We start from the raw sequence: 25250 nt of genomic DNA, 5'->3' as shown, positions 1-25250 counted from the left end.
CTATTATTTAACACCTAAAAATCTTAATTAATCCTAATTATAAGACAAAAAGAAGGAGTAAAAATGATAGAAGCCAAAGTAGGAGATGTGGTGAATCTTTACTGTTTTTATGAAGAACTTCTTGTAGCCGGTAAAGGAACGGTGGTTGAGGTTGATGAATCACAAGGTCTGATTTCTTGGGAAGTGGATGAAGTTATTTCAAAAGCATCCTTTTTGGAAAAAAGGCTCTTTTTCAAAAAAGAAGATAGATGGGTAGGTGCCGATATCGTATTTAGAGAGGGAAACTTCTTAAGTGCAAAGATTCTTAAAACTATTTACGAACCGAGACTTAGGAGAAGTTTCTTGCGTGTAACTACTTCTTTATCTTCTCCTGTGGAAGCAGAAGTTTCTAAACTGTTTTCTTCCAGGGAATCCACAAAGAGATATTTTGTATTTGATATATCAGAAGGTGGAATAGGTGTATTAGTGAATAAAAGAGATAGGTTTTTCAAACTAGATGAGAATCTAGCTGTTTCTATCTACTTAACTTTAGAAAATAAAGTTCATACTTTACCCGCAAAAGCAAAAGTTGTTCACATAAGTGACTTTGAAGGAAAAAAGAAAGTGGGAATGTTCCTCGTTGATATAAGTCCTGAGAGTAGAGACAAAATACTTAAGTATATAACTAAAAGACAGAAAGAAATAATACGGGGGCTAAAGTTCTAAGACAATCTTTCTTTTCGTTCTTCTTTTTCTCTTCCTTACTTTTCTCAGTTAAGCCTTAGAATGACTACAATCAATGATTTTCAAATGTTCATTGATATAATCATAAATGTTTGACTAATGCGTTTAAAATTTTGCTTTAGAACTCCTCCAATGGGATATATAGTTATCTAGAATATCTATTCTACAAAGCTAAGGGGAGGTAAGCTATGGAACTCAGGAATAACTATCAACTGGAAATATTTTACGAAAGTATGGAAGACGAACCTCCGGATTGGGTGCAGAAGTTAAAGGAAAGATCTTACTTTTCAGAAATCATAGATGGAGAACTCCTTTTCTACTTGAAAGTTTCTGAACTAAAAAGCTTTTTCAAAATAAAAATTCCGCTAGATAACTTGACAGATAACGCCCTTTTAAGCCTAGTTTTCCAGAGAATACCCATAGGAGTACTTATTTTCAAAGAAAATGTAATTTACGCTAACGCTTTTATGGAAAAGGTGTTTGAAAAGCCAAAGGAAAAAATAGTTAACTTTCCAATTAAGAACTTTTTGCCAGCTGAGTTAGGAGAAAATATACAAAAACTGCTTTCAAAGAAAGCTTTTGAACAAAAACTAATACTGAAATGGATAGGAAAATTTTCGTTTCTTCCAGCAAGTAATGAGTTTTTAATAATAGCAACATCTACTATGGTTAATGAGTCTCCTTTAGGAGTAGCAATATTTGTTGATGTTTCTGGAGAAAAGAGGTTCTTAAATAAAGTTCTGGGTTCAACTTCAGAAGATTTAAGTGAATGTTTTTCTAATTTGAGAAAGGCTTTGGAAATAATAGGAAATCTTAAAAGGGGTGGAAAACAGTTTCTTTTAGCTTTAATGGATATTGATAACTTCTCTGTCATCAACGATTCTTTTGGGGTTGAAGTTGGAGATAAAATTTTGGCTGAATTTTGGGAAAGATTGAAGACGGCTTTTGATTCAAAGCTTTATTTCGTTTTGAGAACAATATCTGATAGGTTTCTTATCGTTAGCTTAAGGGAAAGAGAAAGATTAAGAAAGGTTAAATATATCGTTGAAAAGGTAAAAAGAGTTCTTGAAACGCCGTTTGTAATAAATGGAAGTGAAGTATTTTTGTCAGTGAATTTCGGATTTTCTTTCTACCCTGAACATGGTGACTCTATACTGACAAAAGCAGAAATAGCCTTAAAACACGCAAGAGAAGAAAAAGTTGCTTTTGCCATCTATTCTCCTGAACTGGAGATATCTAGAGAATCGCTAGAGATTCTTTCCAAGATAAAGGAAGACATTAAGAACAACAGAATAGAAGTTTTCTTCCAACCTAAAGTTTCTCTTTATACAGGAAAAATCGTTGGAGCAGAAGCGTTAATGAGGTCTTCAGTCCCACCTGCAAAAGCTATTCCTGTAATAATTAGATACGGTCTCATGTTTGATATAGGAAAAATTATTTTCAGGAAAAGTTTAGAGAATTTAAAGATATGGCTTGAAGAAGGGCATGATGTCTCCGTTGCAGTTAACGTTTCAATATCTCAAATACTTGATAGTCGCTTTTTACCTTTTGTTTTTAAGATGATAGAAAAGCTAAAAGTCCCTTCTAGCAAGCTTACTTTAAAGATCTCCATCGATGACTTTGGTACAGGATATTCTTCACTTTCTCGTCTAAAAATAATTAAAGCAAATGAGTTAAAAATTGACGTTTCTTTTGTAAAGGGAGTACCTGAAAGTGAAGAAGATAGCAGTATAGTTAAATTTATAGTGGACATTTCAAAGCTCTTAAAGATGTCTTCTGTTGCTGAAGGAATAGAAAGGAAAGAACAATTGGACTTCTTAAAGAGTATAGGTTGTACTGAAGGGCACGGATTTTATTTTTCTCCTGCACTTCCAAGTAGCGAATTTAGGAAGCTTTTAAAAGAAAAAAGTTTTGTTGTTTAAAAAAGACTCCCCAAAGGGAGCCAGAAATTTAGACGCTGAAGTAAAGAAGGAATTCCATTGGAGTTGGTCTAAGCTTAATAGGTTCAATTTCTTCCTTTCTCTTGTACTCAATGTAGTCTTCAAGGAACTGTTCTGTCATTACGCCGCCTTTTGTAAGGAACTCGTAGTCTTTTTCAAGAGCGTCAAGGGCTTCTTCAAGGGATGCTGGAACTGTTGGAACGTCCTTAAGTTCTTCTGGTGGAAGGTCGTAAAGGTTCTTGTCGATAGGTTCTCCTGGATGGATCTTGTTTTCAATTCCATCAAGCCCAGCCATGAGAAGAGCTGTAAACGCAAGGTATGGAACGCCTGAGGAATCTGGGAATCTAACTTCTATTCTCTTAGCTTTTGGAGAAGATACGGCTGGAATTCTTATTGAAGCAGATCTGTTCCTTGCAGAGTAGCAAAGGTTTACTGGAGCTTCGTATCCTGGGACAAGTCTCTTGTAAGAGTTAACTGTTGGGTTTGTAAATGCACATACAGCTTTTGCGTGCTTGATGATACCACCAATGAAGTAAAGTGCTGTTTCAGAAAGTCCTGCGTAGCTGTCACCGTGGAAGAGGTTTTCCCCGTTCTTCCAAATGGACATGTGGGTATGCATACCGGAACCGTTGTCTCCAAATAGTGGCTTTGGCATAAATGTAGCGGTCTTTCCAAACATTTTAGCTACATTCTTAACGATGTACTTTAACCACTGAACGTTGTCAGCAGCTTCAACGAGTGTTCCAAACCTAAAGTCAATTTCACACTGACCGCCTGTTGCAACTTCGTGGTGAAGAGCTTCTATTACAAGACCTGCTTCTTCCATCTTCATAGACATTACTTTTCTAATGTGGTCAAGCTGGTCTGCTGGAGGAACCGGGAAGTATCCACCCTTTACGGGTAGTTTGTGTCCAAGGTTTGGAGATTCTTCTCTCCCTGTATTCCAAACACCTTCTACAGAATCCACTTCAAAGAAACCAAAGTTCATACCAACATCAAACTTAACGTCATCAAAGATGAAAAATTCTGGTTCTGGTCCACAGTAGACTGTATCTCCAATTCCTGTAGACTTTAGGTACTCAAGAGCTTTCTTTGCGATGTTTCTTGGGTCTTTGTGGTAAGGTTCTTTAGTGATTGGGTCAACGATATCAGCAATTACTACAAGTGTTGGGATTTCAGAAAGTGGATCAACTGTTGCAGTGGTTGGGTCAAGTCTGAACATCATATCACTTGCATTGATTGGTTGCCACTGGCGGATAGAAGAACCGTCAAAGTAAAGTCCTTGTTCAAAGCTTTCCTCAGAAATTTCGTGAGCTGGGAAGGTAATGTGGTGCCATGTTCCGAACATGTCAGTAAATCTTAGGTCTACGAACTTAATACCTTCCCTTTGGATTAGTTCTACGACCTCTTTTGCGTTTTTAGGTTTCATTTCTCCCTCCTTAGAGTGTATGTTAAATGGCATTTTCGCCTCTCTCTCCTGTTCTTATTCTTACAGCTTCTTCAACAGGTATTACAAAAACTTTTCCATCTCCGATTCTTCCGGTCCTTGCTGCGTTGACTATTGTTTCGACAACCTTGTCTGCAATATCATCAGGAACAACAACTTCTATTTTTAACTTTGGAATAAAATCTACTACATATTCAGCACCTCTATAGAGTTCAGTGTGTCCTTTCTGTCTTCCAAAACCTTTTACTTCTGATACTGTAAGACCTTGGATTCCTATCTCTGTAAGAGCATCTTTTACTTCCTCAAGTTTAAAAGGTTTAATAATTGCTTCTATTTTTTTCATATCCGACCTCCAGTCTGCTTTGGCAATTATTCTAACAAAATTCATGCCAATTTATTTTCTCTAAGGGAATGCAAAGATTTACCTGAAACTGAAAAGTTAGCTTTGCACAAAATTTGTGCAGGCTTTGAGGTATGTGCTTTAACTTTCAGCAACGCATTCGGCGCAGAGCCCATAAAACTTGTATTCAATTTCTTCAATAAGGTAGCCTTTCTGTTCAAGTTTTTTACAAGTATACTTACACATAGGTGTTTTTACATCCTCTATCTTTCCACACTTTTTACAGATGAAGTGGTGGTGAAATTCGGTTTTTGGATCAAATCTTGATTGTTTATCTATGATGATTTCTTTTATCTTTCTTTCGGAAACAAGTTCTTTCAATACTCTGTAAACAGTTCCAAGGCTTATTGTGGGAAGTTCCTTTTTAGCCCTTTCATAGACAGTTTCAGCTGTTGGATGATCGTTGGAGTCCTTAACTACCTGAAATATAACAGCTTTCTGCCGGGTGTTTCTTTTTTTCTTTTTCTCAAGAGTTTTCAAGAGAAATACCTCCAAATGAAATCTTTTCTTCTTTAATAATAACTATTACCAATAGTTTAGGAAAGGCCTCCCAAAAGAGGGAAGCCTTTAATGGTATCTAAATTAAACTTTGAAGGAATCTTCAGGATAAGCAGTGATCTTGTGAATAGAAAGGTCTGCCCCGTTAAATTCTTCTTCAGAGAGTCTAAGTCCAAACACAGTATCAAATGCCTTATAAAGAATAAAACCTGCAACAACCCCATAAACAGTTGTAGCAATAGCCCCAAAAACTTGAGAAAGAAGAGATACCCCTCCTAATCCCCATAAAAACTTTTGTCCAAATATTCCTGCAGCTACTCCTCCCCAAATACCACTAAGACCATGAAGAGGCCAAACCCCCAAAACATCGTCTATTTTTAGTTTAAAAGCCTTGATGAATATCCAAGAAGCAACAACTCCGATCACAAATGCACCTATTGGGTGCACAATGTCTGAACCTGCACAAATTGCCACAGGTCCTGCCAAAGCTCCGTTGTGAATAAATCCTGGGTTGTTCTTTCCAAAAAAGACTCCTCCAAGAATACCTCCAGCAAGTGCAAATAGGGAGTTAACAGCTACAAGTCCAGAAATCCCATCTACAGTTTGAGAACTCATAACGTTGAATCCGAACCAACCAATTATTAAGATCCAACTACCAAGAGCAAGATATGGAATGTTGCTAATTGGAATAGGCTTTGACCTTCCTTTAACGTATCTCCCCATTCTCGGACCTAGGATGAAGATTTCCGGCAAAGCTATCCATCCTCCAAGACCGTGAACAACCATAGAACCTGCAAAGTCGTGGACAGGTGCCCCAAAGAGATTCTCTATAAACCCGTTAAACGCTTCTGACCATCTTCCCCAGAAGATAGCCTCAAAAATTGGGTAGATAATTCCTGCTAAGAAGAAACCGGCTGTAATGTAAGGTCTAAACTTCATTCTTCCTGCGACTCCACCAGAAACTATTGCTGAAATACAAGCAGCAAAAGTTAGGAAGAAGAAGAACTTAATTAGTTCCCAACCATGATCGGCAGCTAACAAACTTGCAGGTTTCATAAAGCAAAACTCACGGGCAAGAGGATAACCGATTAGAAAGTATGCAACGGTTGCAACTCCTATGTCCACTATGATTTTTACAAGTGCATTTACTTGGTTTTTCTTTCTAACAGTTCCAGCTTCCAAGAAAGCAAGCTCTGCGTGCATTGAAAGAATCATTACAGCACCGGCAAGAAGATAAAAAAACATTTAGAGACTGAACTAAGCTTTTAATTCCTTCCTCTACCATTGTTCCTCCTTATGGATGTTTTTTTATTTTTAAGTAGCAAGATTTGTGCCAAAGTTTTCTGGTATGATAAAGAAAATCTAATACAGAAAGGAGTAATTATGAGAAAAGGTTTAACTCTCCTTTTTGCTTTCTTTTTTCTTTCGTGTGGAGCTAAAACGAAAGAGGTAAATACTAAACCATTACAAAAGAAGGATTCCTCAACATTAAAAGCCTACAGTATTGATGATGTAGTTAAGATACTAAAAAGAAGATTCACTCCAGTGAAAGGGCAAGTAGTTCTAAAAAGTTTTGAAGGATATCTTCTTGATGTTGGAAAGAATAAAGGAGTATCTGTAGGAGATATTTTCGTTTTTAAAGAAGGATCTGTCCTAAGGATTAAGGAAGTGAAGGATACTTACTCAATAGCTATTTCTACTATTGGAAAACCCACAATTGGAGACCAAGTAAATAGATTTTCTTTTCGCAAAGTTCTCTTTTTAAACTTTGCAGGAGAAAAGGGAGAAAAACTTTACGAAAAGATAAAAAAAGAAATAAACTTCTGGAGTTTGTCTTCTAAGGAAGAGGAGAATAACTTTAAAAAGAAGTTTAGTCTTAAGCTCCCAGAAGACTTTAGGGAAAAGGTTTCTAAAGACGATTTAAAAAATTTTGACGCCTTTTTTATAGTTTCTCCCAGCGGGATAGAAATTTATGATACTACTAAAACGCTTGTAAAGTTTATACCTTTTTCAGGGATAAACACTACATTAAGCGTTCCATACGAAGTTATTCTAAGTTTTGATGGACACGCAAGAAGTCTATTTATAGGCAACATTGATCGAACCCAGGAAAAAGAGATAGTTGTTGCCGTAGAAAATAAGATAGAAGTTTTCCACCTTAGTTCTTCCTTTAAAGCACAGAAGGTTTATGAATTTGAAAATCCTTTAGATGGATCTTATATCTTTCACTTATCACCTGTTGATGTTGACAGAGATGGAAGATTTGAAATTCTTGTTAACAGCTTTGATGATGAAGCAAAAAAGGTATCATCTGGTATTTTCAAAGTAAGAAATGGAAAGCTGGTTAAGATTGCTACTTCTGACTTGGTGGTTTCCGGTTTCGATACTAACGGAGACGGCGTAAATGACGTTATATATGGTCAAGAAGTTAGTAGAAGTGAAGATTCCTTTTACAAGAAAGGAATTTACGTTCTTAAGTTGGAGAAAGAAAAGTTAGAGGAGAGAGAAAAAGTTTCTCTTCCATTCGATTTTCAGGTAACAAGTGGGCAGTTTCTCGGAAAGTATGTTGTTTACTATGATCCTCAAGGTTATCTAAGTGTAGCCATTGGAGATAAGGTTATTTGGCGTTCTCCAAAAGTTTTTGGCTTTTCCCCAAATGTTCTTAGTTGGTATGTTGGAGATTACCTTGTAAGCTATTATTTGAGTCCAAAGCCAAAGGTTATAGATATAGATGAAGACGGAAATCTTGAGGTTCTAGTCTCAGAAAGTATAGGTTCTGTATCAAAAATCTTAAGAAACATTGCAAACTTTAAAGGAGGAAGGATTCTTCTTGTATATAAGGACAAGGTTTCTTTTGGGATAGAAAATGTTTCTAATCCTGTTTATAAAATTGGAGGAATAGAGGATTTTGAATATTTACCTGAATATAACGTCTTTATTTCTATATTTACAAAGTCAAATCTTTTAGGTAAAAACATTTCAAAGCTTTTAATTCAGAAAACAAGAATTTAAGCAAAAGGCGAGAAAATGAAAGCAGCTGAATTTATAAAAAAGGTATCCGGTTTTGAAAATTTTGATATAGCAGTTGTTGGAGGTTCAGGAATAGAACTTGAAGGGACAAGAATAGAAATACCTTATGAGCAAATTCCGAGTATGCCTAAAGTAACTGTTCCTGGACATAAAGGAACTTTAAAGATTTGTGAAGGAATTCTTTTTTTCGAAGGACGTTTTCACTACTACGAAGGAAAAAGCGATGAAGAGATGAGATTTATTCCTGAACTTTGTAAAGCTTTGGGAGTTGAAATCTTTATTCCTACCTGTGCTTCTGGGGCGATTAGTAGGAGAGCTTCTCGAAACGATGTAGGAGTAATTGTTGATCATATTAACCTTCTTGGAAGGAATCCTTTGGTTGGTCTTATAGAAAAGTATGGAAGTAAGGTTTTTGTAAATGGAAAAAAGTTTTATGACGACCATATCTCTAATTTGTTTTTACAAAAAGGATTGGAGCTTGGAATAAAGATTACACCAGTTATTCTTGCTTCTTGTCTTGGACCAAACTATGAAACGTTTGCAGAGATAAGATTTTTGGAAATTATAGGAGCAGACGTTGTGAGTATGTCTACCGTTCCAGAAGTTATCGTGGCAAACTTTTTAGGAATGAAAGTCGCCGCTTTAACGATCATAACAAATGATGCACTGAACGTGGAAACCTCCCATAAGGAGGTAGTTAAACGTTCTAAGGAGGTTTCCCAAATGGTATCCAGCCTTTTAAAAGAAGTAATCAGAACCCTGAAGGAGGAGATAAGAGGGAAGTTTGGATAGCCATATAAATTATTTCAACAATTAGTGAGCCTGCTAAAAACAGGAGTACTTTTCCCCAAGAGGTTCCTCCTTCCAGTAAAAGAGAACTTTCACTAAGGTCAGGGTCTATAATTTCAATTTCTTTTAGCTTTTCATAGACAAAAGAAGCATATATGTAGTTCCCGAACAGTCCAAACACAATCGGCATAATAAGAAAAGAAGAAATGCCTATTAATGCTATAATACCGATGGCGAAATTTTCTCCTCCAACAATTGATGCTCCAGCAACTGTAATTAACTCAAGAACACTAAGCATAACAAACCATAGCAAAGCTAGTTTAAGCATCTTTCTGTAAGCCATCCATGAGAATCCAAAGAAAGCGGAAGCCCAGTTCCACGATGTCTTCTTATTAGAAGCTGCCATTTTTTTCCAAGAATGAATATAATAGTCGGCAATTTTTTGGATGAAAATTCTTATTTTTTCGTCGGGGAATTCTTCAAGAAGTCTTTTATGAGCATCCTCTATAAGAAAACCGAAAAATACCCTATCTCCCATGTTCCCTCCATGTTCCTGTTGTTGAGTGTCTATCATTATATCAAAGGCTTGTCAGCCTTAAACTTGACGAAGCGCTTAAGTCTTAATATTTTTATCATATAAATTTATAGCCTCCTCAATTTCTCTAGTCCTTGAAAAAATTTAAATTAAGGGGTTTGCTATGAAGATACCCGGTTATTCCTCTATAGAAGAAATAGAAAAAGCTTTTCAAATTGAGATTGACAAAGGGGAAAAGAAAAAGCTTCAAAAGGTTGTTGAAAAACATCCTATGTTTATTCCAGACTATTATGCACGATTAATCGATTGGAATGATCCGAACGATCCAATCAAGAATATTATCTTTCCGTCTCTCAGCGAACTTGATGTTGCAGGTTCTTACGATACAAGTGGAGAAAAAGAAAACACAGTTTTAACGGGTTTGCAACACAAATACCAAGAGACAGCACTGTTGCTTGTAACCAATAGGTGCGCTGGCTACTGTAGGCACTGTTTTAGAAAGAGAATGGTAGGTATTCCAACAGATGAAACCGTTAAACTCTTTGATAGAGCTGTTGAATACATAAGAGAACACAAGGAGATAACTAATGTTCTGATTTCTGGAGGAGATCCACTTGTTCTACCAACCGACGTTATAGAATACTTTCTAAAGGAACTATCAAAAATAGAACATTTAAAGTTTATTCGTTTTGGTAGTAGAACTCCTGTTTTTTATCCAATGAGAATTTATGAAGATGAAAAGCTCTTAGATGTATTTGCAAGATATTCGACTCCTGAGAAAAGAGTTTACTTAGTTACCCACTTTAACCATCCAAGGGAAGTGACAGAAGAAGCAAGAAGAGCAGTAGACGCTCTTATTAGAAGTGGAGTTGTTGTTAGTAATCAAGCCGTTTTACTTAAAGGCGTAAATGACGATCCGGAAGTTTTGGTAACTCTTATGAAAGAGATTACATCTTGTGGTGTGGTTCCATACTATGTGTTCCAGTGTCGTCCCGTTAAACGTGTTAAAACCCACTTCCAAGTTCCTTTGAAGAAAGGATACGAAATAGTAGAAAAGGCAAAGCAGAGACTGGATGGACATGCTAAAAGATTTAAATACATAATGTCCCATAAAACAGGAAAAATAGAAATTGTCGGTATTATCGGAGACGAGATCTACCTTAAATACCACCAAGCCAAAAATCCTAAGAAGGTTGGAAAACTCTTTAAGAGAAAGCTTACACCAAACGCTGGATGGCTTGATGATCTCGAACCGGTAAAAGAAGAGGAGCTGGTTGGTTAGTTTCCAGCTCCCATAAATACTCCGTTCTCTTTTACGTATTCTAGGAACCTTCTGTAAGTGCTATGGGAAGATAAGGTCTTTGCGTTTCCTACTCCTATAAGCTTTCTTCTTGGTCTTGTTATAGCTACATTTAATCTTCTTAAGTCTTTCAAGAATCCTATTTCACCTTTGTCATTTGAGCGAACAAACGAAATAATTATTACCTCCTTTTCTCTTCCTTGGAAGCCGTCAACAGAATTTACTTCTACTTTCAAGTCCCTTTCCAAAAGCATCTGTTTTATTAGTTTAACTTGGGCTGCATAAGGAGTGATTATTCCTATATCTCTTCTTTCAAGCCCCATTCTAATAAGTTCTTCAGCGATTGTTATGCAAATCTTGGCTTCTTCATAGTTTTCGTAAGATGTAGAACCTTCTACTTGAAACTCGTAAGCGTTTATCGTAGAAGTATCAAGAAAGGCAATTGGAACGTTTGGTTCCAAGATTTCTTTAAATTTAGAAGGTGCTTGTAAGTTAAAGTCGGCTAAGGTATGGTTTTTAACACTTTCAGCAGCTTTCAGTTTCCCTTCGTAAAATTCCTTGTTTGGAAATTCCATTATTTTTTCATTCATCCTGTACTGTATTTCAAGCATTGACGAAAGAGATGGGTAATTCGTAATTAATTTTTCAAAGAGAGTTTTTTCAAGGTCCTTAGCTTCCTCACTCATTACAGTTGGTGGAAGCTGTTTATGATCTCCAGCAATAAAGAATTTTTTAGCTTTCATTATTGGAATTAGAGTAGACGGTTCTACCTGTTGACTTCCTTCATCTATTACAGCTACATCAAAGAAGAAGCCATCTAAAAGTTCTGATTTCACCATAGAATTTGTAGAAATGACCACGTCTGCATCGGCAAGTATCTCTCTAAGAAGGACATTTTCCATCTCTTTTAAAGCCTTTATTCTTACGTCAATTTCATAATTTGTCAAAAGCCAATTTGCCATAGAACGCACGGTTTTTTTGGAAAGTCCCCTAATACCTTTTCCTTTCCTTCCGAAGTAGATTATTTCCTCATCACTCATTCCCCGTCTTAAAGTAGGAACAGGTTTCTTGTACTGATCTCTTCTTTCTATTAATTCTCTCACCCTTTCCCAACCGTTTCTAATTTTTTGAGTTTTTTCATGTTCTTCGTAAAGGGCATAAATGGAATATTTCTCAAGTTCCTCTAAAACCCTTGCAGGATGACCAATTCTTACAAGTTTTAAGTTTTTGTATTTGGAAAGATTAAGGAGGATATTATCAGCCGCAATGTTTGAGTCTGCAGTAGCAAGAACCTTATTTCCTCTTTTAACAAGCTGAACGATGAGTTCTGTGATTGTACTTGTTTTTCCAGTTCCCGGCGGTCCGTGAATCAAATAGAAATCTTTAGAACCAAGAGCTTTCTTTACAGCCTTAACTTGAGTCCCATTAAGTCTTTCATCAACAAGTTCAAACTCTTCTTCTTTAGCTTCGGTTGGTTTTTTAAGACCAAGTATAATGTTTCTTAATTCTCTTTGTCTTCCAACTGCATGTCTAAGTTCTTCTAAGTTTTCTTCCATTCTCTTAAAAGTAACATCGTTAATGTAAAGGTCTACTCTTACACCTTTTCTATAAACCCAGTTTGGTGGTTTTTCTTCAAAGGCAACAGTTATTGTTTTCTCTGTTATCCTTACAACGGTTCCAACAAGGTTACTCTTTAAAGGATTTCCTTTGCTGACAAGAATTACATCTCCACTTGTTATCTCTGTTTCTATTGGTTTTTCCCTCCAAAACCTTACAAGGTGAAGGTGAAACTTCATTCCAGCTTTTGTTCCTTTTAGGTCTAAAATTGCCCTTCCAAGGAGTTCTCTCTCCCTTCCAGAGAGTTTTCTAATCTCTTCCTCTTGAGCTTCCATTTCAGCAAGCCTTTCTGTGTCAATGAGATTTTTGAACTTTTCAACGTAAGTGTGAACGGTTACTATTTCCTTTATGGTTTCTTCATCTGGAACAAATTCTTTAAAAATGTCATTACACAAAGATTCATCCTTCAAAAATATCAGTGTGGAACCGTTTGCAATGAAAGTTTCTCTTACGTCATGTTTTCTTAAACCGATCTTTTTAAGTTCTCTAACGAGCTTTTTCCCTTCGTAAACTCCAGTTAGTAAAATTGGCATACCCTAACCTCTTCTATTAAAATTAGCTATTGCAAATATTTGAAATTTAACCCGGGAGGTTTTCTTGACAAGAAATTTGCGTATACACATTGTTGGCATTGGTGGAATTGGAATGTCCGGCATAGCCCTAATCCTCAAAGAAAAAGGTTGTTATGTTCAAGGTTCTGATATTAAAACTAGTCCTATGATAGAAAAATTAAAAGGGCTTGGAATAAAAGTTTTTATAGGACATAAAAAGGAAAACGTTCATGGAACGGACATTCTAATTCACTCTTCAGCTGTAAAAGAAGATAATGTGGAACTTATAGAAGCAAGGAGACTTGGAATTCCAATTATTCCAAGGGGAGATGTTTTAAACGATCTAATGAAACTTAAGGAAGGAATAGCTGTTGCAGGAACTCACGGAAAAACAACGACAAGTTCTTTAATAGCAACTATTTTCAAAAAGTGCGGTTTAAATCCAACGATTTTGGTAGGTGGAAGGCTTTCTATCCTTGATGGGTTAAATGCCCAAAGCGGCAGTGGTAACTGGATTGTAGCCGAAGCTGACGAGAGTGACGGGACTTTTTTAAAACTTTCTCCGACATTATCGGTTATTACAAACATAGATAAAGATCACCTTGATTACTATAAAAGCTTTGAGAATTTAAAAAAGGCTTTTTTGGAATTTGCGAATAGAGTTTCTTTTTATGGAAAAGTTTTCTTATGTGGAGAGTGTCCAAACGTTAAGGAAATCATACCTAAAGTTTATAAAAGAAAGGAAACTTATGGATTTAGCGATGAGTTTGATATCTATGCAAAGGATATAGAGTACAAAATTTTAGGCAGTGAGTTTACCGTCTGTTACAGAGGAAAAAACTTAGGAAAAATTTTTCTTAGTATTCCGGGAAGACATAATATCCTAAATTCACTGGCAGCAATAGGAATATCTTTAGAAATAGGAATTCCTTTTTCTGAAATAGCTGAAAGTTTAAGAGAGTTTAAAAATGCAAGTAGAAGGATAGAAATAAAGGGAGAAGTCAACGGGGTAATTTTCATAGACGACTATGCCCATCACCCAACAGAAATAGAGAGCTCTTTTGAAGCTGTAAAAAGTTCTTTCCCAAAAAATAGAATTGTTGTTCTTTTCCAGCCCCATAGATTTTCAAGAACTAAACTTCTCTGGAAAGAGTTTGTAGAAGTTTTGAAGAAGATAGATAACCTTTTTATTTCTGACATTTATTCAGCAGGAGAAGAACCTGTAAATGGGATTAATGCAAAAAGTTTGGCAAAAGAGTGTGGGGCTGTTTATGCAGGAAGTTTGAAAGAAGCTTGCAGTCTTATATCAAAGGAATTAAGACCGGGAGATGTTTTCTTATCTATTGGAGCAGGGGACGTTACAAAAGCCTTTCAATTGATTACAGGAATGAAAGAATGGAGAAACTCCTAGTAGATGTTGGAAATACTTTTCTTAAAGTAGCTCTTGAAAAAGAGGGAAAAATAAAGTTATTAAAGAAATTTTCAACAAAGAAAGTTTTAAAGTGTCCAAAGATACTTTCAGATCTTTGTAATGTGAAAATAGAAAGGACTGGAATATCCTCTGTTGTGAAAGAATTGAATCCGATTCTAAAAAAAATTTTTAAAGATGCTCTTTTTATATCTGCAAATACTCCTCTTCCTATCAAAATTAACTACAAAAACAAAAGACTGCTTGGTGCTGACAGAATAGCCAATGCTTGTGGTGGACTCCTTTACGGGGATAGTTTTTCTGTTGTAAGTGTTGGAACAACGGTAGTTGTGGATTTAGTAAAAGATAGAGTTTTCGAAGGAGGAGTTATTTTTCCAGGTTTTGAACTAATGGCAGAGTCTTTAAGTCTAAAAACTTCTCAGCTTCCTAAGGTGGAAAGTTTTAAAAAAACAGGTATTCCATCGAAGAGTACGGTTGAATGTATAGAGAATGGAGTTCTTCTTTCTATTGTTGGAGGAATAAAAGAAGCTCTTAGTATTTACAAGACAGAAAAAGTCATAATTACTGGTGGGGGAGGATATTTAGTTAAAGATTTTATAAAAGATGCTATATACATTGACAATCTTACATTTGAAGGTATTTCAAGGATCATTGATCACCAAAAAGCTCTTTAAGCGCTTTTCCTATTAGTTCTTTCTGGGGTTTTAGTCTAACCATATAAGGATTTTTGGAATTTTCTATGGCTTGCAGAAATTTTTCTTTAGTTGAATATTTCTCTAAGAGTTCTTCTTTTGTAGGAGCTTCACTACCATTGTGGCATGTAGCACAGAAAAAATCCCATACCTGCCCTTTAGAGTGTAGAGGAGCTAGCAAAATGATAGTAAATAATAAAAATGGGAGGTGGAGACCTCCCATGAAAAAGTTCTTATTTACCGTAAAGCTCTTTTGCTGCTTTTTTGAGTGTTTCAACATCATTTTTGTATGCCATCATCATAGGATTAGTGGATTCCTGGGCAGCCTTGACAAAAGCTTCTGGAGTTTTAAACTTAGCTTTAAGCTGTTCTGCAGATTGGGCTAATCCTCCATTATGACAACCTGTACAAGACTGACTCCATACTCCAGCAACTGCTGGTACGGAAGCAACAGCGGTAATAGCTAGAGTCAAAGCTATTTTCTTCATCTTTGTTACCTCCAAAGCTAATTATTTTGTAGTTATCAATTTATCAGTATTTTTCATACTTGTCAAACTATTATGAACTTTTAATTTAATAATTCCATCATCATTCCAAGTGAAACTAAGAGCTTTTGTCGGGCACGTATCTACGCACTCGGCACAGTTCCAGCAATAAACCGATTGGCTTTCTCCGATGCTTGGCTTTATTCCCATAGGACATTTTGTATCACAAGCCTTACAGTTTATACATTTATCTTTGTCGTATTTGATTACAAGTTGCCTCTTTTTGCCAATGAGAGCAAGAGTAGCTCCTAAGGGGCAAAAATAACGGCAGAAGAATCTTCTTGTAAGTAGATTGAAAAACAAAACAGCTACAACTATAACAATTTCTATTGTTATTACTTTATAAAAGGCGTAAAACATAGCTTCTCTACCGACAAGTCCTGGAGGAGACCACCAAACAAACATTGGATAGCCAATGATCAGAGTAATTAAAAGTTCTGTAATGAGAACAAACCAGATTATCCTTCTTGGAAGGGTTATTAAATCTTTCCTGTATCTTAGTTTTTTGGAGAGGAAGCCCAATACTCTATCTGTAAGATTTGAGAGAAACTCTATCGGACATAGCCAGCTACAGAAGACTCTGCCAAGTAAAAAAGCTAAAAGGACAGGAACTACCATACCAACAATTGTGGCAGTGTAGAGAAATTTAGCAGTTAGAATTGTCTCAAGTCCTTCTAAGGGAGAAACTATCCAAAGGTTCCCAATACCAAAAGACTGAAACCACCCTTGAATGAAGTTTATATCCCATTTGTAGTTAACAAACGGATTACCGATGATTACGACAAAAGCAGAAAACAAGATAAAGAAACGCCACGTGTTTATTTTTCCTAAGGAACTTCTTATTTTTTCAAGAAAGCTTTTTCCTTTCACGACTTACCTCTTAGCTTTTCTTAATGTCTTCCAGCTTCACTTTCTTAATCTTTTTCCATTTTACAGGTTCTATTGTTATTGCTTTTTTACCATTGTTTTCTGGGTATTGGTCTGCAATGCAAGAATATGCACATATTCCACAGCCTGTGCAGTATTCTTCAACGATGTAAGGTCTAAAATCGTGGTCTATTTTTATTGCAATTCCTGCAAATGGACAAACGTTAAAGCAAGTTTTACACATGAGACCTGTTTTTTCCTGTTGCCAGCTTACACAGGCTTCTCTGTTGATTACAGCAACTCCCATTCTAACTTCATCTTTATCACAAGGAACTAAAGCACCTGTTGGACAAACATAGACACATTTCATACACAAATAACAAGGCACTTCCATAACATTAATATAAGGTGTACCAGAAAAGACTCCTCCACTCTTTACATCGAAGTATTTTATGCAGTGGTAAGGACAGACTTCTCCACATCTTCCGCATCTAATACACTTTTTTGCAAATTCTTCTTCCGGCACGGCTCCAGGTGGACGCAAAATGTTGGTTTTTATCGGTGTTTTGATCATTGTTTTGGGATTTTTTAAATCAGACAGATCACAAGATGAAAAAATACCCGCGAGGAATGAACCTAAAGTCACTTTTATAGCTTCTCTTCTAGTGAACTTTCTCATCATTTTCCTCTATAGGTAAGGTAGGTATCTCTGTTTCTCCTCTTCTCCTTCCAAACGGATTTGAAGGGACAGTTTCTCCCTTTTCTATTTTCTCAAATTCGTCCAAGAAGTAAGCTTCAGCAACGGAAACATTAAGGACGCCTTCTATTTCCTTTATCTGGCTTTCAATGAACTCCAAATCTTCAAAAGTATCTCCTTCGATAACAACTACTAGGTAGTAGATTTTTCCCTCTTCTTTCAGTTCTCCACCGTATATCTCAACTCCAGGAATTAAAGATATTTTTTCTTCTGCCTCTTTTGCCTTAGAAGGTTTTATGGAAACGACACATCCAGCTATGGGCATTATAAACCTCGTAATATTAGTTGATATTTAAAAATAGATAAAAAATAGATAAAATGAGACAAAAAATAAAAGGGGGAGGGATATCCCTCCCCTCTCTTAGATTATCTTACACAGGATGCTTTTGTTCCTTGTCAAGTTCAGAGTTGTGGAGGTAACCACCTCTCACTCTTTCAAGGGTAACGAGGAATGGCTTTAATGGACGTGCATCAGAATACTTCTTGATACGACATGCACAGATCTTAAATTCAGGCTCTTTGGAACCTGGGTCATAAGCGTCTTTTGTACAGAAGTTGATCATTCTGTCTTTAGCTTGGTCATACCAGTAAACAAATACCATTCCTTCCATTGGACCTTGATCTGTAGAGATTCTTGCAGGAATGATGTTCTGTCCACGGCGAGTCTCTATGAGAACAAGATCTCCAGGTTGAATTCCGAGTCTTTGTGCATCTTTTGGATGGATTTCTACCCAGGCTGTTGGGAAGTCTGCCATAAGCTCTGGAATACGTCCTGTCATAGATGCTGTATGCCAGTGGTCAATTACCCTACCTGTGGATAGATAGAATGGATATTCAGCATCAGGTTCTTCAGCTGCCCCCTTGTAAGGTCTACACCAGATCCAGAACTTGCTGTCCTTGTGGAGAGGTCCGTAGTCGATAACTTTCCAGTCTGTAAGTCCACGTTTTTTCGCTTCTTCTGTTGCGATTGGATCAAGACCAACAACGAATCTTCTTCTTGTTCCTCCTTTTCTTGCAATTTCAACGGTTGGAGCTGGCCACTGGACTCCGTCCGGTCTTTCAAGAAGCACTTCGTAAGTAGCACCGGAAAGATCGTTGTCTTTTCCTTTTGTACACTTTTGAGAGTATTCAGTCCAGATAGTTTTTGGAAGCTCCCACCATGGATCCTTGTCTACAACATGTTTATAAGGTTTAACAAGAGCATTGTAGACGATTCTAGATCTTCTTCTGAGTTCACCTCTTTCTCTTCTTAACTTCCTTGCGAGAACTTCTGCAAACTTAACAACGATCCAGTTTTCAGGCATTGCTTGTCCTGGAGCCTTAACAGCCTTTGGAGTTAACTGTGAACGACGTTCTGTACAACCATAAACTCCAGTCTTCTCAAAGTGGAATGCACAAGGAAGGATTACGTTTGCAAGTTCAGAGGTTCTTGTTGGGAAGATATCGGTTACTACAACAAAAACGTCTTCTCTTGCAAATCCTTCGCGGAATCTTGTAACGTTAGGTAGAGATTGAAGTGGAGATGTTTCGTTTACCCAAATGAAGTAGATAGGTTTAAGACCTGGGAATCTCTTCTTGTCTTCTTCTGTATAAGAGATAGCAGAGAACATCTTAACAGTGTGGTATCCTGGCTTTGGAGGAATTGTTCCCTTTGGAACTCCCCAGATTCTTTCAAGTTCTTCTCTGTGCTTTTTCTTCTTAACCACTCTGTGTCCAGGCAAGATGTGGCAAAGTCCACCACCTTCCCTAACACCACCACACGCGTTTGGCTGTCCTGTGAGGGATAGAGAATCTGCACCGTTTTTAAAGACGTTTCCAGTTAAAAGATGGAGGTTTGTAATCAGGTTGTTAGCCCATACGCCTCTAATTCTCTGGTTGATTCCCATTGTCCAAATAGTTACTGTCTTAGTAGTCGCAAATCTCCTTGCAACTTTTCTGATGAGGTCAGGAGTGATGTTTCCACCGCATATTTGAGAAGCGTATTCTGGAGTGTACTTGGAGATGAACTTCTTATACTCTTCAAAAGAAACTTTGTGTCCGATTAGCGGAACTTTGTCCTTTCCTTTTGTGAATGCGTGGAAGGAACAATATTTTTCTACAAACTCTTTATCGTAAAGACCTTCCTCTATGATTACATATGCCATTGCGTTGAGGAGGGCAAGGTCTGTTCCCGGCTTAAACTGTAAATGAATATCAGCAATCTTAGAAGTTGGAGAAACTCTAGGATCTGCGTTAATAACCATAACTTCCTGTGGGTTGGAGAGCTTTCTTTTCATTATTCTTCTATAAACAATTGGGTGAGCTTCTGCAGTGTTGGAACCGATAATAAAGATGGTATCAGCTTCATCTAAATCTTGAAATCCTCCAGCAGGTTCGTCTGCTCCATAAGATGTTAGGTATCCACCAACTGCAGATGCCATACAAAGTCTTGGGTTTCCTTCAACGTGGTTGGAACCTACACATCTCCAAAGTTTTTGGAATAGGTATGTTTCCTCTGTTAAACACTGTCCGGAACCGTAGTACGCAATTCCAGACCATCCCATTGCATTTTTGTGGTAGCCACCCTTCCTCATTGCTTTGATCATTTCGTCAGCAATGATCTCAAAAGCTTTTTCCCAGGATATTGGTCTAAATGGTTCTTTCTTGCTCTTTCTGTAAAGTGGTTGAGTTAGTCTATCAGGATGTCTGAAGAGTTTGTAGAATAGCATTCCTTTCATACAGAGGAAACCTTGGTTAATTGCAGAACTTCTTTCACCACGAATGATCGCAGGTTTTCCGTTCTTGAAACCGAGCCATACCTTACATCCTGTTCCACAGAAACGACAAACTCCCCTTACCCATTCATATCCGCCTTCTACCTTGTAAGCAGAGGACTTTCTAACTTCTTCAGGGATTTGAACAAGACTTTCTTCAGCCTTAGCTTCTTCTATTCCAATCCCGTTGGCTTTAATCTTAAGGTTAATTCCTACAAAAGATGCTGCTGTTAAAGCGGCACTTTTCTTTAAAAATTCCCTTCTTCCAATTCCCATCGTACCCTCCTTGATTCTTAATTTTTCCATTACTTAATACCAAAATCTTTAGCAGATTTTGTCTTTCCTACACCTTTACCATGGAACTGGAATACGTGTGCTGTGTGACATGTCCAACATTTCATACCTGGCATACCTGGCATACTTGGTGCTTTTTGCTTCATTGTTTCTACTTCTTCGAAGTGACAAGCAGCACACTTTTCAATAGGAGGAATCTTGTGGAAGTCCTCAAAAGTTCCATGACACTGGAAGCATCTTACATTGGCAACAGCATGTTTAGAATTTGCCCACTGCTTGTAAACTTCTGGGGTAACAGCTTGGTGACATACCCTACACTGCTGCTGTTGCAAAGGTAGATTCTTTATGGCTTCCGGAGACATAGGATGCTGGTCCGCTAACGCCAGTCCACTACTTACTATAAAGCCTGTTAGAAGAGTTAGAATTTTGACCTTCACTTTACACCTCCCCGAAAAGTTTTTAACCCTCGCTGTGTTCTTCCTTCTTCTTTTCAAAATATTCCTTTAGTTTTGCTTCAAAGTTAAATCCGTGCCCGACATACCAATGGCAGTTTAGGCAGTTGCCGTCAATCTCACCAGTTTCCATTTTTTGGTGCATTATGTTCTTAGGAAGAGGTTCATGACAATGTTTGCAGTTTGAGATGAAAACGTAGTGATTTCTCTCTTTTCTCTTTTCTAGCCAATGTTCTGTATTATCTTTGTATCCTCCATGAAATACGTGACCAATAAAGTCGTTTAATCCAGATACTCCTTTCGCTACTAAATATGATACCACGTTTCCGTGAGGAAGGTGGCACTCCGTACAAGAAGCTCTAATAGCCCCTGCTTTATTTCCGAGCGGTCCGTGGGACCCTGTTTCCCACGATTCGACCATAGGAGTCATTTCATGACACGAACCACAAAAGGAAGGAGTACTTGTTGCTTCAATCATCTGAGCAGTTCCAACAGCCACTACTCCTGCTAATATAAAGCCGATTGTTCCAGCTACCAACAACGTCTTCTTCTCTTTCACTTTTAACCTCCACCTTACCTATAGAGTTGCTCGGTGTTTCAGATTATACTAAATTTCTTCTTCCCTCAAACTCTTTTCAAGTTTTTCAACTTCTGGAGAATCTGGTCTAAGAGACCTTAACCAACCGAGCAACTCCCAAGCCTTATCAAAGTTCTCTTCTTTATAGAAAAGCCAAGCAGCCTTTTTTAGGTCTTCAAAAGCTTTTTCTTTATCTCCTATTCCGTCGTATATTTTTCCTCTAAGTTCATAGAATACAGGATCTTCCTTTGTTTTAAATTTTTTTGCAACTTCTATTTCTTTTAGAGCTTCAAAAAAGTCTCCTTCTTCGAGGTATCTTTCAGCAAATACTAGGTGCTTTTGGTATTCATTGAGTTTTTCTATACCGGTTAGTTGTTTAGGGGGAAGGGGTGAAGAAGTAAAGGATGAAGGTTGGGAGGGGGCAGGAACGGAAATCGCTTCTTCTTTTACGTCTGTTCCACAACTTAGCAACAAGGTACTAATTAGAGAAACAATCAATAGCCTTGTCATTTTATCTAGCCGTTATTCCTTTTAAGATCCTCAAGTTTCTTAATTAGAGCTGTATCAGCTCCTGCTTCTTTAAGGAAATCAATAAGAGAATTTAAAGCTTTAAAATCCTTCCACTTGACAAAGATTTTTGCCGTTTCTACAAGCTCTTTTTCTGCAAGTTCTCTTTCTCCAGCTGTAAGGTAAAACTTAGCAAGCTGAAAGTGAGGGTAAGGATTGTCCGGGAAAACTTCTATAGCTTTTTTAAAATGATCTAAGGAGAGATTAGCGTATTTTTTTGATTTTACTTCTAAAATTTTCCTTTGCTTTTCGGCAATTTTAGAAAGTTTTTCTATATCTTCATCTGTAAGTTCTTTTTTTTCTTTTAAAATTTTTCTTAAGTATTCAGATTCTTTCTCTTTTGATTCAGTTGCGACATCAAGAGCTTTTCTAAAGTATAACATTCCTAAAAGGGTATGTATGGTAGATTTTATTTGGTATGCTTTTTTCCAATTTAAGGATGGATCTTTTATTTCAGCATTTGGATTCTTTTTGTAGATTTTATCTATTATTTTAAGAGCTTTTTCCGCTTTTTTTATTCCTTCGTCTATCTTGAAAAAATGATAATCATTGTAAATTTCTCCTAAGTATTTTGCTGGTTCCTTGGTAAAGTCTATTTCTTTTTTTTCTATCTTGTGATGGGAGAAAGCACTTGCTGCTGGTGAAATAGTAGGAACTAAGAATGAGAATATTAGTGAGGAAAGGATAATTTTTTTCATTGGACCTCCGATGGCTCAAAGTAGAAAAAGGGATACCCAAAAAGGGTATCCCCATAGAATTTATTAGTGAGTAGCACTTTGTCCATATCTCTTCTTGTAGTATTCAGCAATCTTTCTGAGTTCAGACTTTGGAAGACCTTTGAACCACTTGTGGTCAATAGAATTGAGAATTTCATTCTTAAGCTTTTTCCATTCCTTAGCAACTCTGTAGCTAATCTTCTTAGCCTTGTATGCATTCATAACAGCTTTGTCTGCATCTGGTATGAGGTGGAAGTAGAAGTTAAGTGCTACCTCGTAGATACCATGCCAGTGAGCATAGTCTGGAGACATCATAGCAGCACCGTGTCTTCCTCTACGTCCTTCGTGGTGCCAGAGGTGCCAGAAGTCAATTTCTACCATGTCGTTAAATGGAGTCTTATCTATAATTCCTTTCTTGTGGAGGAATCCAATAATTCTCTTAGCAGGTAGAGCAAACTTTTCGTTGTAAAGTTTTACGTATTCGTCAAGCTGCTTGTAGAATCCTTCAACCCAAGGTCTTTGGTGACATTCAAGACATACTTTCTGCATTTCAGCTCTTCTCTTCTTCCAAAGACCTGGTCTCTTGTCCTTGAGCTTATCGTACTCTCCACCAAAGAGGAAGGATATTGGAGCTCTTAGGTTCCAAGAAATTCTTGCTCCAACGTCGTGAGTAGCCTTAACTCCGTTAGATGTAGCACCCATGTGACATGTTACACAGTTTGGAGCTTGGTAATAGTCTTCACCAAGAACCCACTTAGCGTTATCGAGAGTTTGTTCAATTTCGGACTCATGGGCTTTCCAAGCGATACCGTGTTTAGAAAGTTCCCAAACTTCCATTTGTGGGTGGTCTGGACCTTGGTGACACTTACCACATGTTTCAGCCTGTCTTACTTGCTTTAGGCTGAATGTGTGTCTGGAGTGACATGCAGAACATGCACCAAGAGAACCGTCTGGGTTAGCTCTACCGATACCCATGTTTGGCCATGGGCCAACTACAAGCTTTCCACCTTTTCCTACTTCTACGTTGGAACCGTGACACTGTGTACAACCAAGGTTAAAGTTAGCTTCTCCGGTTACAACTCTTCCAAGAACGTTGTCAAGGGAACCTACGAACTTGTTAGCTTTAGCGTGGTGAGAGTTCATCATTTCTTTAGCTTCTTGTGGGTGACACTTGCCACAATCCTTTGGAGAAACGATCACAGAAATTGTGAATCCGAAGTGTTGCATAGCGTCCTTGTCTGTTTTTTGAGCTTGGTGACATTCGTAACATCCTACACCAGCACCTGCGTGCTTGCTAACGCCCCACTGTTGAACAAGAGATGGGTTCATTCCTTTGTGACATCCTATACAAGCTTGTGTCTGTGGAGAAATTTTTGTTAGGGCTGCTTCTGCATTAGTAGTATTAAGACATAAAGACATAGCAGCTGCTACAGTGGCAGCAAGCAGCCCTGTGCGAAGCTTGCTGAGCTTCCCCTTCATGTTTCCCTCCTTTTAGTTTGACATTTTGCTCTTTTCAGTTAAGAAATTATACGTAGTTTTTTGGGAATGTCAAACTCTGAAAATTTCTTTTATTATGATTTCTTTTATTATGAAAGTATATAAACATAAACTTTCAGTATTGTTTATACTGTTCTTACATTGCAAGCAAGGAAACGAATTAATACTTTAATTCTTCAACAAATTGCTTTGTGGAGAGGATAATGAAGGTCATTAAGTTTAAATATCCCGATACGGAAAAGAGTGGTCTTGCAGTAGGAAACAAAGACATTAATCCAAGTTTTAATAAAAAACTTATAGTTCAAACAGATAGAGGAAAAGAAATAGTAAAAGTCTTAGACGTCTACAACTTAGATGAGAAAAGCCTTAAAAAATTTGAAGTAGATTTGGAAACTGTTTACAAGGCTTTAAGAGAAGCAACCGACGATGATCTTCAGAAGTTTTTCGAAAATAAACTTTTTGCCATTTCTGCTTTAGAGGTTTGCAAAGAGAAAGTAGAAAAACACAGTCTTCCTATGAAACTTGTAAAAGCTTATACAACCTTAAATAGAGAGAGAATTGTTTTTTACTTTACTGCAGAATCAAGAGTTGATTTTAGACAACTTGTCAGGGATTTGGCTGCTCACTTTAAAACAAGAATAGAACTTAGGCAAATTGGAGTAAGAGATGAAGTAAAAATGATTGGTGCCATTGGTATGTGCGGTAGAGTTTGTTGTTGTAAAGATTTCTTAGAATGTTTTGATTCTGTTTCTTTAACTTTGGCAAGACTCCAAGGGCTGCCTCCAAATCCAGGAAAGCTTTCAGGAGCCTGTGGAAGGCTTATGTGCTGTTTAAAGTTTGAGGAAGCCAATTATTACATTAAGAAATTCTTACCAGAGGTTGGAGAAGAAATAGAAACAGTAGACGGAAAAGGAAAGGTTTTGGACATAAACATTCCTCTTGAAACTTTAACCGTTGAACTTGAGGGTGGGACGAGAAAGCACTATCCGATACGTTATTTTGTTAGTCAAGAACAGTGGAACGAGTACATAAATATGCTAAAAGAGAAAAAGGATGATAAGTTTAGGTGTTTCTCAAAACAGAATGTGGGAATTAACGATGAAGATAGTGAAGAGTTTACAGAGTCCACTGAATAAACTGTTTATTTACGAAACACAAGATGGCTTTACGGTTGAATCTGTTTTTTATAAAGGAGAAAGACTTTGTGTATCAACCCAAGTAGGTTGTCTGGTAGGCTGTGTTTTTTGTGCGTCCGGTAGTAAAGGTTTCTTTAG

Annotated in this window: 25 protein-coding genes; 8 read left to right on the top strand and 17 right to left on the bottom strand. The window is 37.2% G+C overall.

The genetic code is table 11. The features are described from left to right. Positions 1–63 precede the first annotated feature (63 nt). Together ABGX27_02080 and ABGX27_02075 are read left to right on the top strand one after the other, a co-directional pair. Positions 64–705, top strand: a complete 642-nt coding sequence (locus ABGX27_02080) for a PilZ domain-containing protein (protein ID MEO2068286.1) — start codon at positions 64–66, stop codon at positions 703–705. A gap of 206 nt (positions 706–911) precedes the next feature. Beyond that, entirely contained in the window at positions 912–2645 is a 1734-nt protein-coding gene (locus ABGX27_02075) for a bifunctional diguanylate cyclase/phosphodiesterase (protein ID MEO2068285.1), read from the top strand. A gap of 28 nt (positions 2646–2673) precedes the next feature. On the opposite strand, the gene glnA is transcribed toward ABGX27_02075, so the two are convergent. The 4 genes from glnA to ABGX27_02055 all read right to left on the bottom strand — a co-directional run bounded on the left by glnA (position 2674) and on the right by ABGX27_02055 (position 6253). After that, entirely contained in the window at positions 2674–4092 is a 1419-nt protein-coding gene (glnA, locus tag ABGX27_02070; protein MEO2068284.1) for a type I glutamate--ammonia ligase, read from the bottom strand. Positions 4093–4114: 22 nt separating this feature from the next. Then, positions 4115–4453 (bottom strand): P-II family nitrogen regulator, encoded by a 339-nt coding sequence (locus ABGX27_02065; GenBank protein ID MEO2068283.1) that lies wholly within the window; start codon positions 4451–4453, stop codon positions 4115–4117. Between the two features lie 138 nt (positions 4454–4591). Further along, positions 4592–4990, bottom strand: coding sequence for a transcriptional repressor (locus ABGX27_02060; GenBank protein MEO2068282.1), 399 nt, complete (start codon positions 4988–4990; stop codon positions 4592–4594). A gap of 102 nt (positions 4991–5092) precedes the next feature. Continuing rightward, entirely contained in the window at positions 5093–6253 is a 1161-nt protein-coding gene (locus tag ABGX27_02055; protein ID MEO2068281.1) for an ammonium transporter, read from the bottom strand. A 138-nt stretch (positions 6254–6391) separates the two neighbouring features. Here ABGX27_02055 and ABGX27_02050 point away from each other — a divergent pair, with 138 nt between their 5' ends. Then, positions 6392–8020: a hypothetical protein gene (locus tag ABGX27_02050; GenBank protein MEO2068280.1), complete on the top strand. Its 1629-nt coding sequence runs from the start codon at positions 6392–6394 to the stop codon at positions 8018–8020. A gap of 15 nt (positions 8021–8035) precedes the next feature. Then, on the top strand, positions 8036–8830 hold the full coding sequence (locus ABGX27_02045) for a purine-nucleoside phosphorylase (protein ID MEO2068279.1): 795 nt from the start codon (positions 8036–8038) through the stop codon (positions 8828–8830). Here the strand turns inward: ABGX27_02045 and ABGX27_02040 are convergent. After that, entirely contained in the window at positions 8790–9365 is a 576-nt protein-coding gene (locus tag ABGX27_02040) for a DUF2628 domain-containing protein (protein ID MEO2068278.1), read from the bottom strand. The genes ABGX27_02045 and ABGX27_02040 overlap by 41 nt on opposite strands. A gap of 160 nt (positions 9366–9525) precedes the next feature. On the opposite strand from ABGX27_02040, the gene ABGX27_02035 reads away from it, so the two are divergent. Further along, entirely contained in the window at positions 9526–10644 is a 1119-nt protein-coding gene (locus ABGX27_02035; protein ID MEO2068277.1) for a KamA family radical SAM protein, read from the top strand. On the opposite strand, the gene ABGX27_02030 is transcribed toward ABGX27_02035, so the two are convergent. After that, positions 10641–12812: an IGHMBP2 family helicase gene (locus tag ABGX27_02030; GenBank protein MEO2068276.1), complete on the bottom strand. Its 2172-nt coding sequence runs from the start codon at positions 12810–12812 to the stop codon at positions 10641–10643. The two genes, ABGX27_02035 and ABGX27_02030, sit on opposite strands and share 4 nt — an antisense overlap. Positions 12813–12876: 64 nt before the next feature. Here ABGX27_02030 and murC point away from each other — a divergent pair, with 64 nt between their 5' ends. Next, a complete protein-coding gene (gene murC / locus ABGX27_02025; protein MEO2068275.1) occupies positions 12877–14241 on the top strand; it encodes a UDP-N-acetylmuramate--L-alanine ligase in 1365 nt (454 codons plus the stop codon). Beyond that, entirely contained in the window at positions 14226–14933 is a 708-nt protein-coding gene (locus ABGX27_02020; GenBank protein ID MEO2068274.1) for a type III pantothenate kinase, read from the top strand. Before murC ends, ABGX27_02020 begins: the two co-directional genes overlap by 16 nt. Here ABGX27_02020 and ABGX27_02015 read toward each other — a convergent pair. From ABGX27_02015 to ABGX27_01965, 11 genes are all read right to left on the bottom strand, one after another. After that, positions 14908–15132 carry a hypothetical protein gene (locus ABGX27_02015; protein ID MEO2068273.1) on the bottom strand — a complete coding sequence of 75 codons (225 nt, stop codon included), beginning with the start codon at positions 15130–15132 and terminating at the stop codon, positions 14908–14910. The two genes, ABGX27_02020 and ABGX27_02015, sit on opposite strands and share 26 nt — an antisense overlap. 52 nt (positions 15133–15184) lie before the next feature. Then, positions 15185–15439 (bottom strand): hypothetical protein, encoded by a 255-nt coding sequence (locus ABGX27_02010; protein ID MEO2068272.1) that lies wholly within the window; start codon positions 15437–15439, stop codon positions 15185–15187. 21 nt (positions 15440–15460) lie between these two features. After that, positions 15461–16366, bottom strand: coding sequence for a 4Fe-4S binding protein (locus tag ABGX27_02005; protein MEO2068271.1), 906 nt, complete (start codon positions 16364–16366; stop codon positions 15461–15463). 10 nt (positions 16367–16376) lie between these two features. After that, a complete protein-coding gene (locus ABGX27_02000; GenBank protein ID MEO2068270.1) occupies positions 16377–17042 on the bottom strand; it encodes a 4Fe-4S dicluster domain-containing protein in 666 nt (221 codons plus the stop codon). Further along, a complete protein-coding gene (locus tag ABGX27_01995) occupies positions 17026–17385 on the bottom strand; it encodes a chaperone NapD (GenBank protein ID MEO2068269.1) in 360 nt (119 codons plus the stop codon). The genes ABGX27_02000 and ABGX27_01995 overlap by 17 nt, the downstream gene beginning before the upstream one ends. A gap of 106 nt (positions 17386–17491) precedes the next feature. After that, on the bottom strand, positions 17492–20149 hold the full coding sequence (locus tag ABGX27_01990; GenBank protein ID MEO2068268.1) for a molybdopterin-dependent oxidoreductase: 2658 nt from the start codon (positions 20147–20149) through the stop codon (positions 17492–17494). A gap of 29 nt (positions 20150–20178) precedes the next feature. Beyond that, positions 20179–20604 (bottom strand): multiheme c-type cytochrome, encoded by a 426-nt coding sequence (locus tag ABGX27_01985; GenBank protein MEO2068267.1) that lies wholly within the window; start codon positions 20602–20604, stop codon positions 20179–20181. 22 nt (positions 20605–20626) lie between these two features. After that, complete coding sequence (locus ABGX27_01980; GenBank protein MEO2068266.1) at positions 20627–21178, bottom strand: NapC/NirT family cytochrome c; 552 nt, start codon at positions 21176–21178, stop codon at positions 20627–20629. Between the two features lie 48 nt (positions 21179–21226). Further along, a complete protein-coding gene (locus tag ABGX27_01975) occupies positions 21227–21706 on the bottom strand; it encodes a hypothetical protein (protein ID MEO2068265.1) in 480 nt (159 codons plus the stop codon). Between the two features lie 5 nt (positions 21707–21711). Continuing rightward, the gene (locus tag ABGX27_01970) at positions 21712–22461 is read right to left on the bottom strand and encodes a hypothetical protein (protein ID MEO2068264.1); all 750 of its coding nucleotides are present in this window, start codon (positions 22459–22461) and stop codon (positions 21712–21714) included. 63 nt (positions 22462–22524) lie between these two features. Beyond that, positions 22525–23958 (bottom strand): multiheme c-type cytochrome, encoded by a 1434-nt coding sequence (locus ABGX27_01965; protein ID MEO2068263.1) that lies wholly within the window; start codon positions 23956–23958, stop codon positions 22525–22527. A 221-nt stretch (positions 23959–24179) separates the two neighbouring features. Between ABGX27_01965 and ricT the strand changes: the two genes are divergently transcribed. Beyond that, complete coding sequence (gene ricT / locus ABGX27_01960) at positions 24180–25112, top strand: regulatory iron-sulfur-containing complex subunit RicT (protein MEO2068262.1); 933 nt, start codon at positions 24180–24182, stop codon at positions 25110–25112. The last annotated feature ends 138 nt before the right edge of the window (positions 25113–25250 follow it).

The organism is Desulfurobacteriaceae bacterium (genome assembly GCA_039832905.1).
Classification (GTDB): Bacteria; Aquificota; Aquificia; order Desulfurobacteriales; family Desulfurobacteriaceae; genus Desulfurobacterium.
The sequence above is the reverse complement of the archived record's forward strand: the minus strand, read 5'-3'. Positions and strand labels throughout refer to the sequence as shown.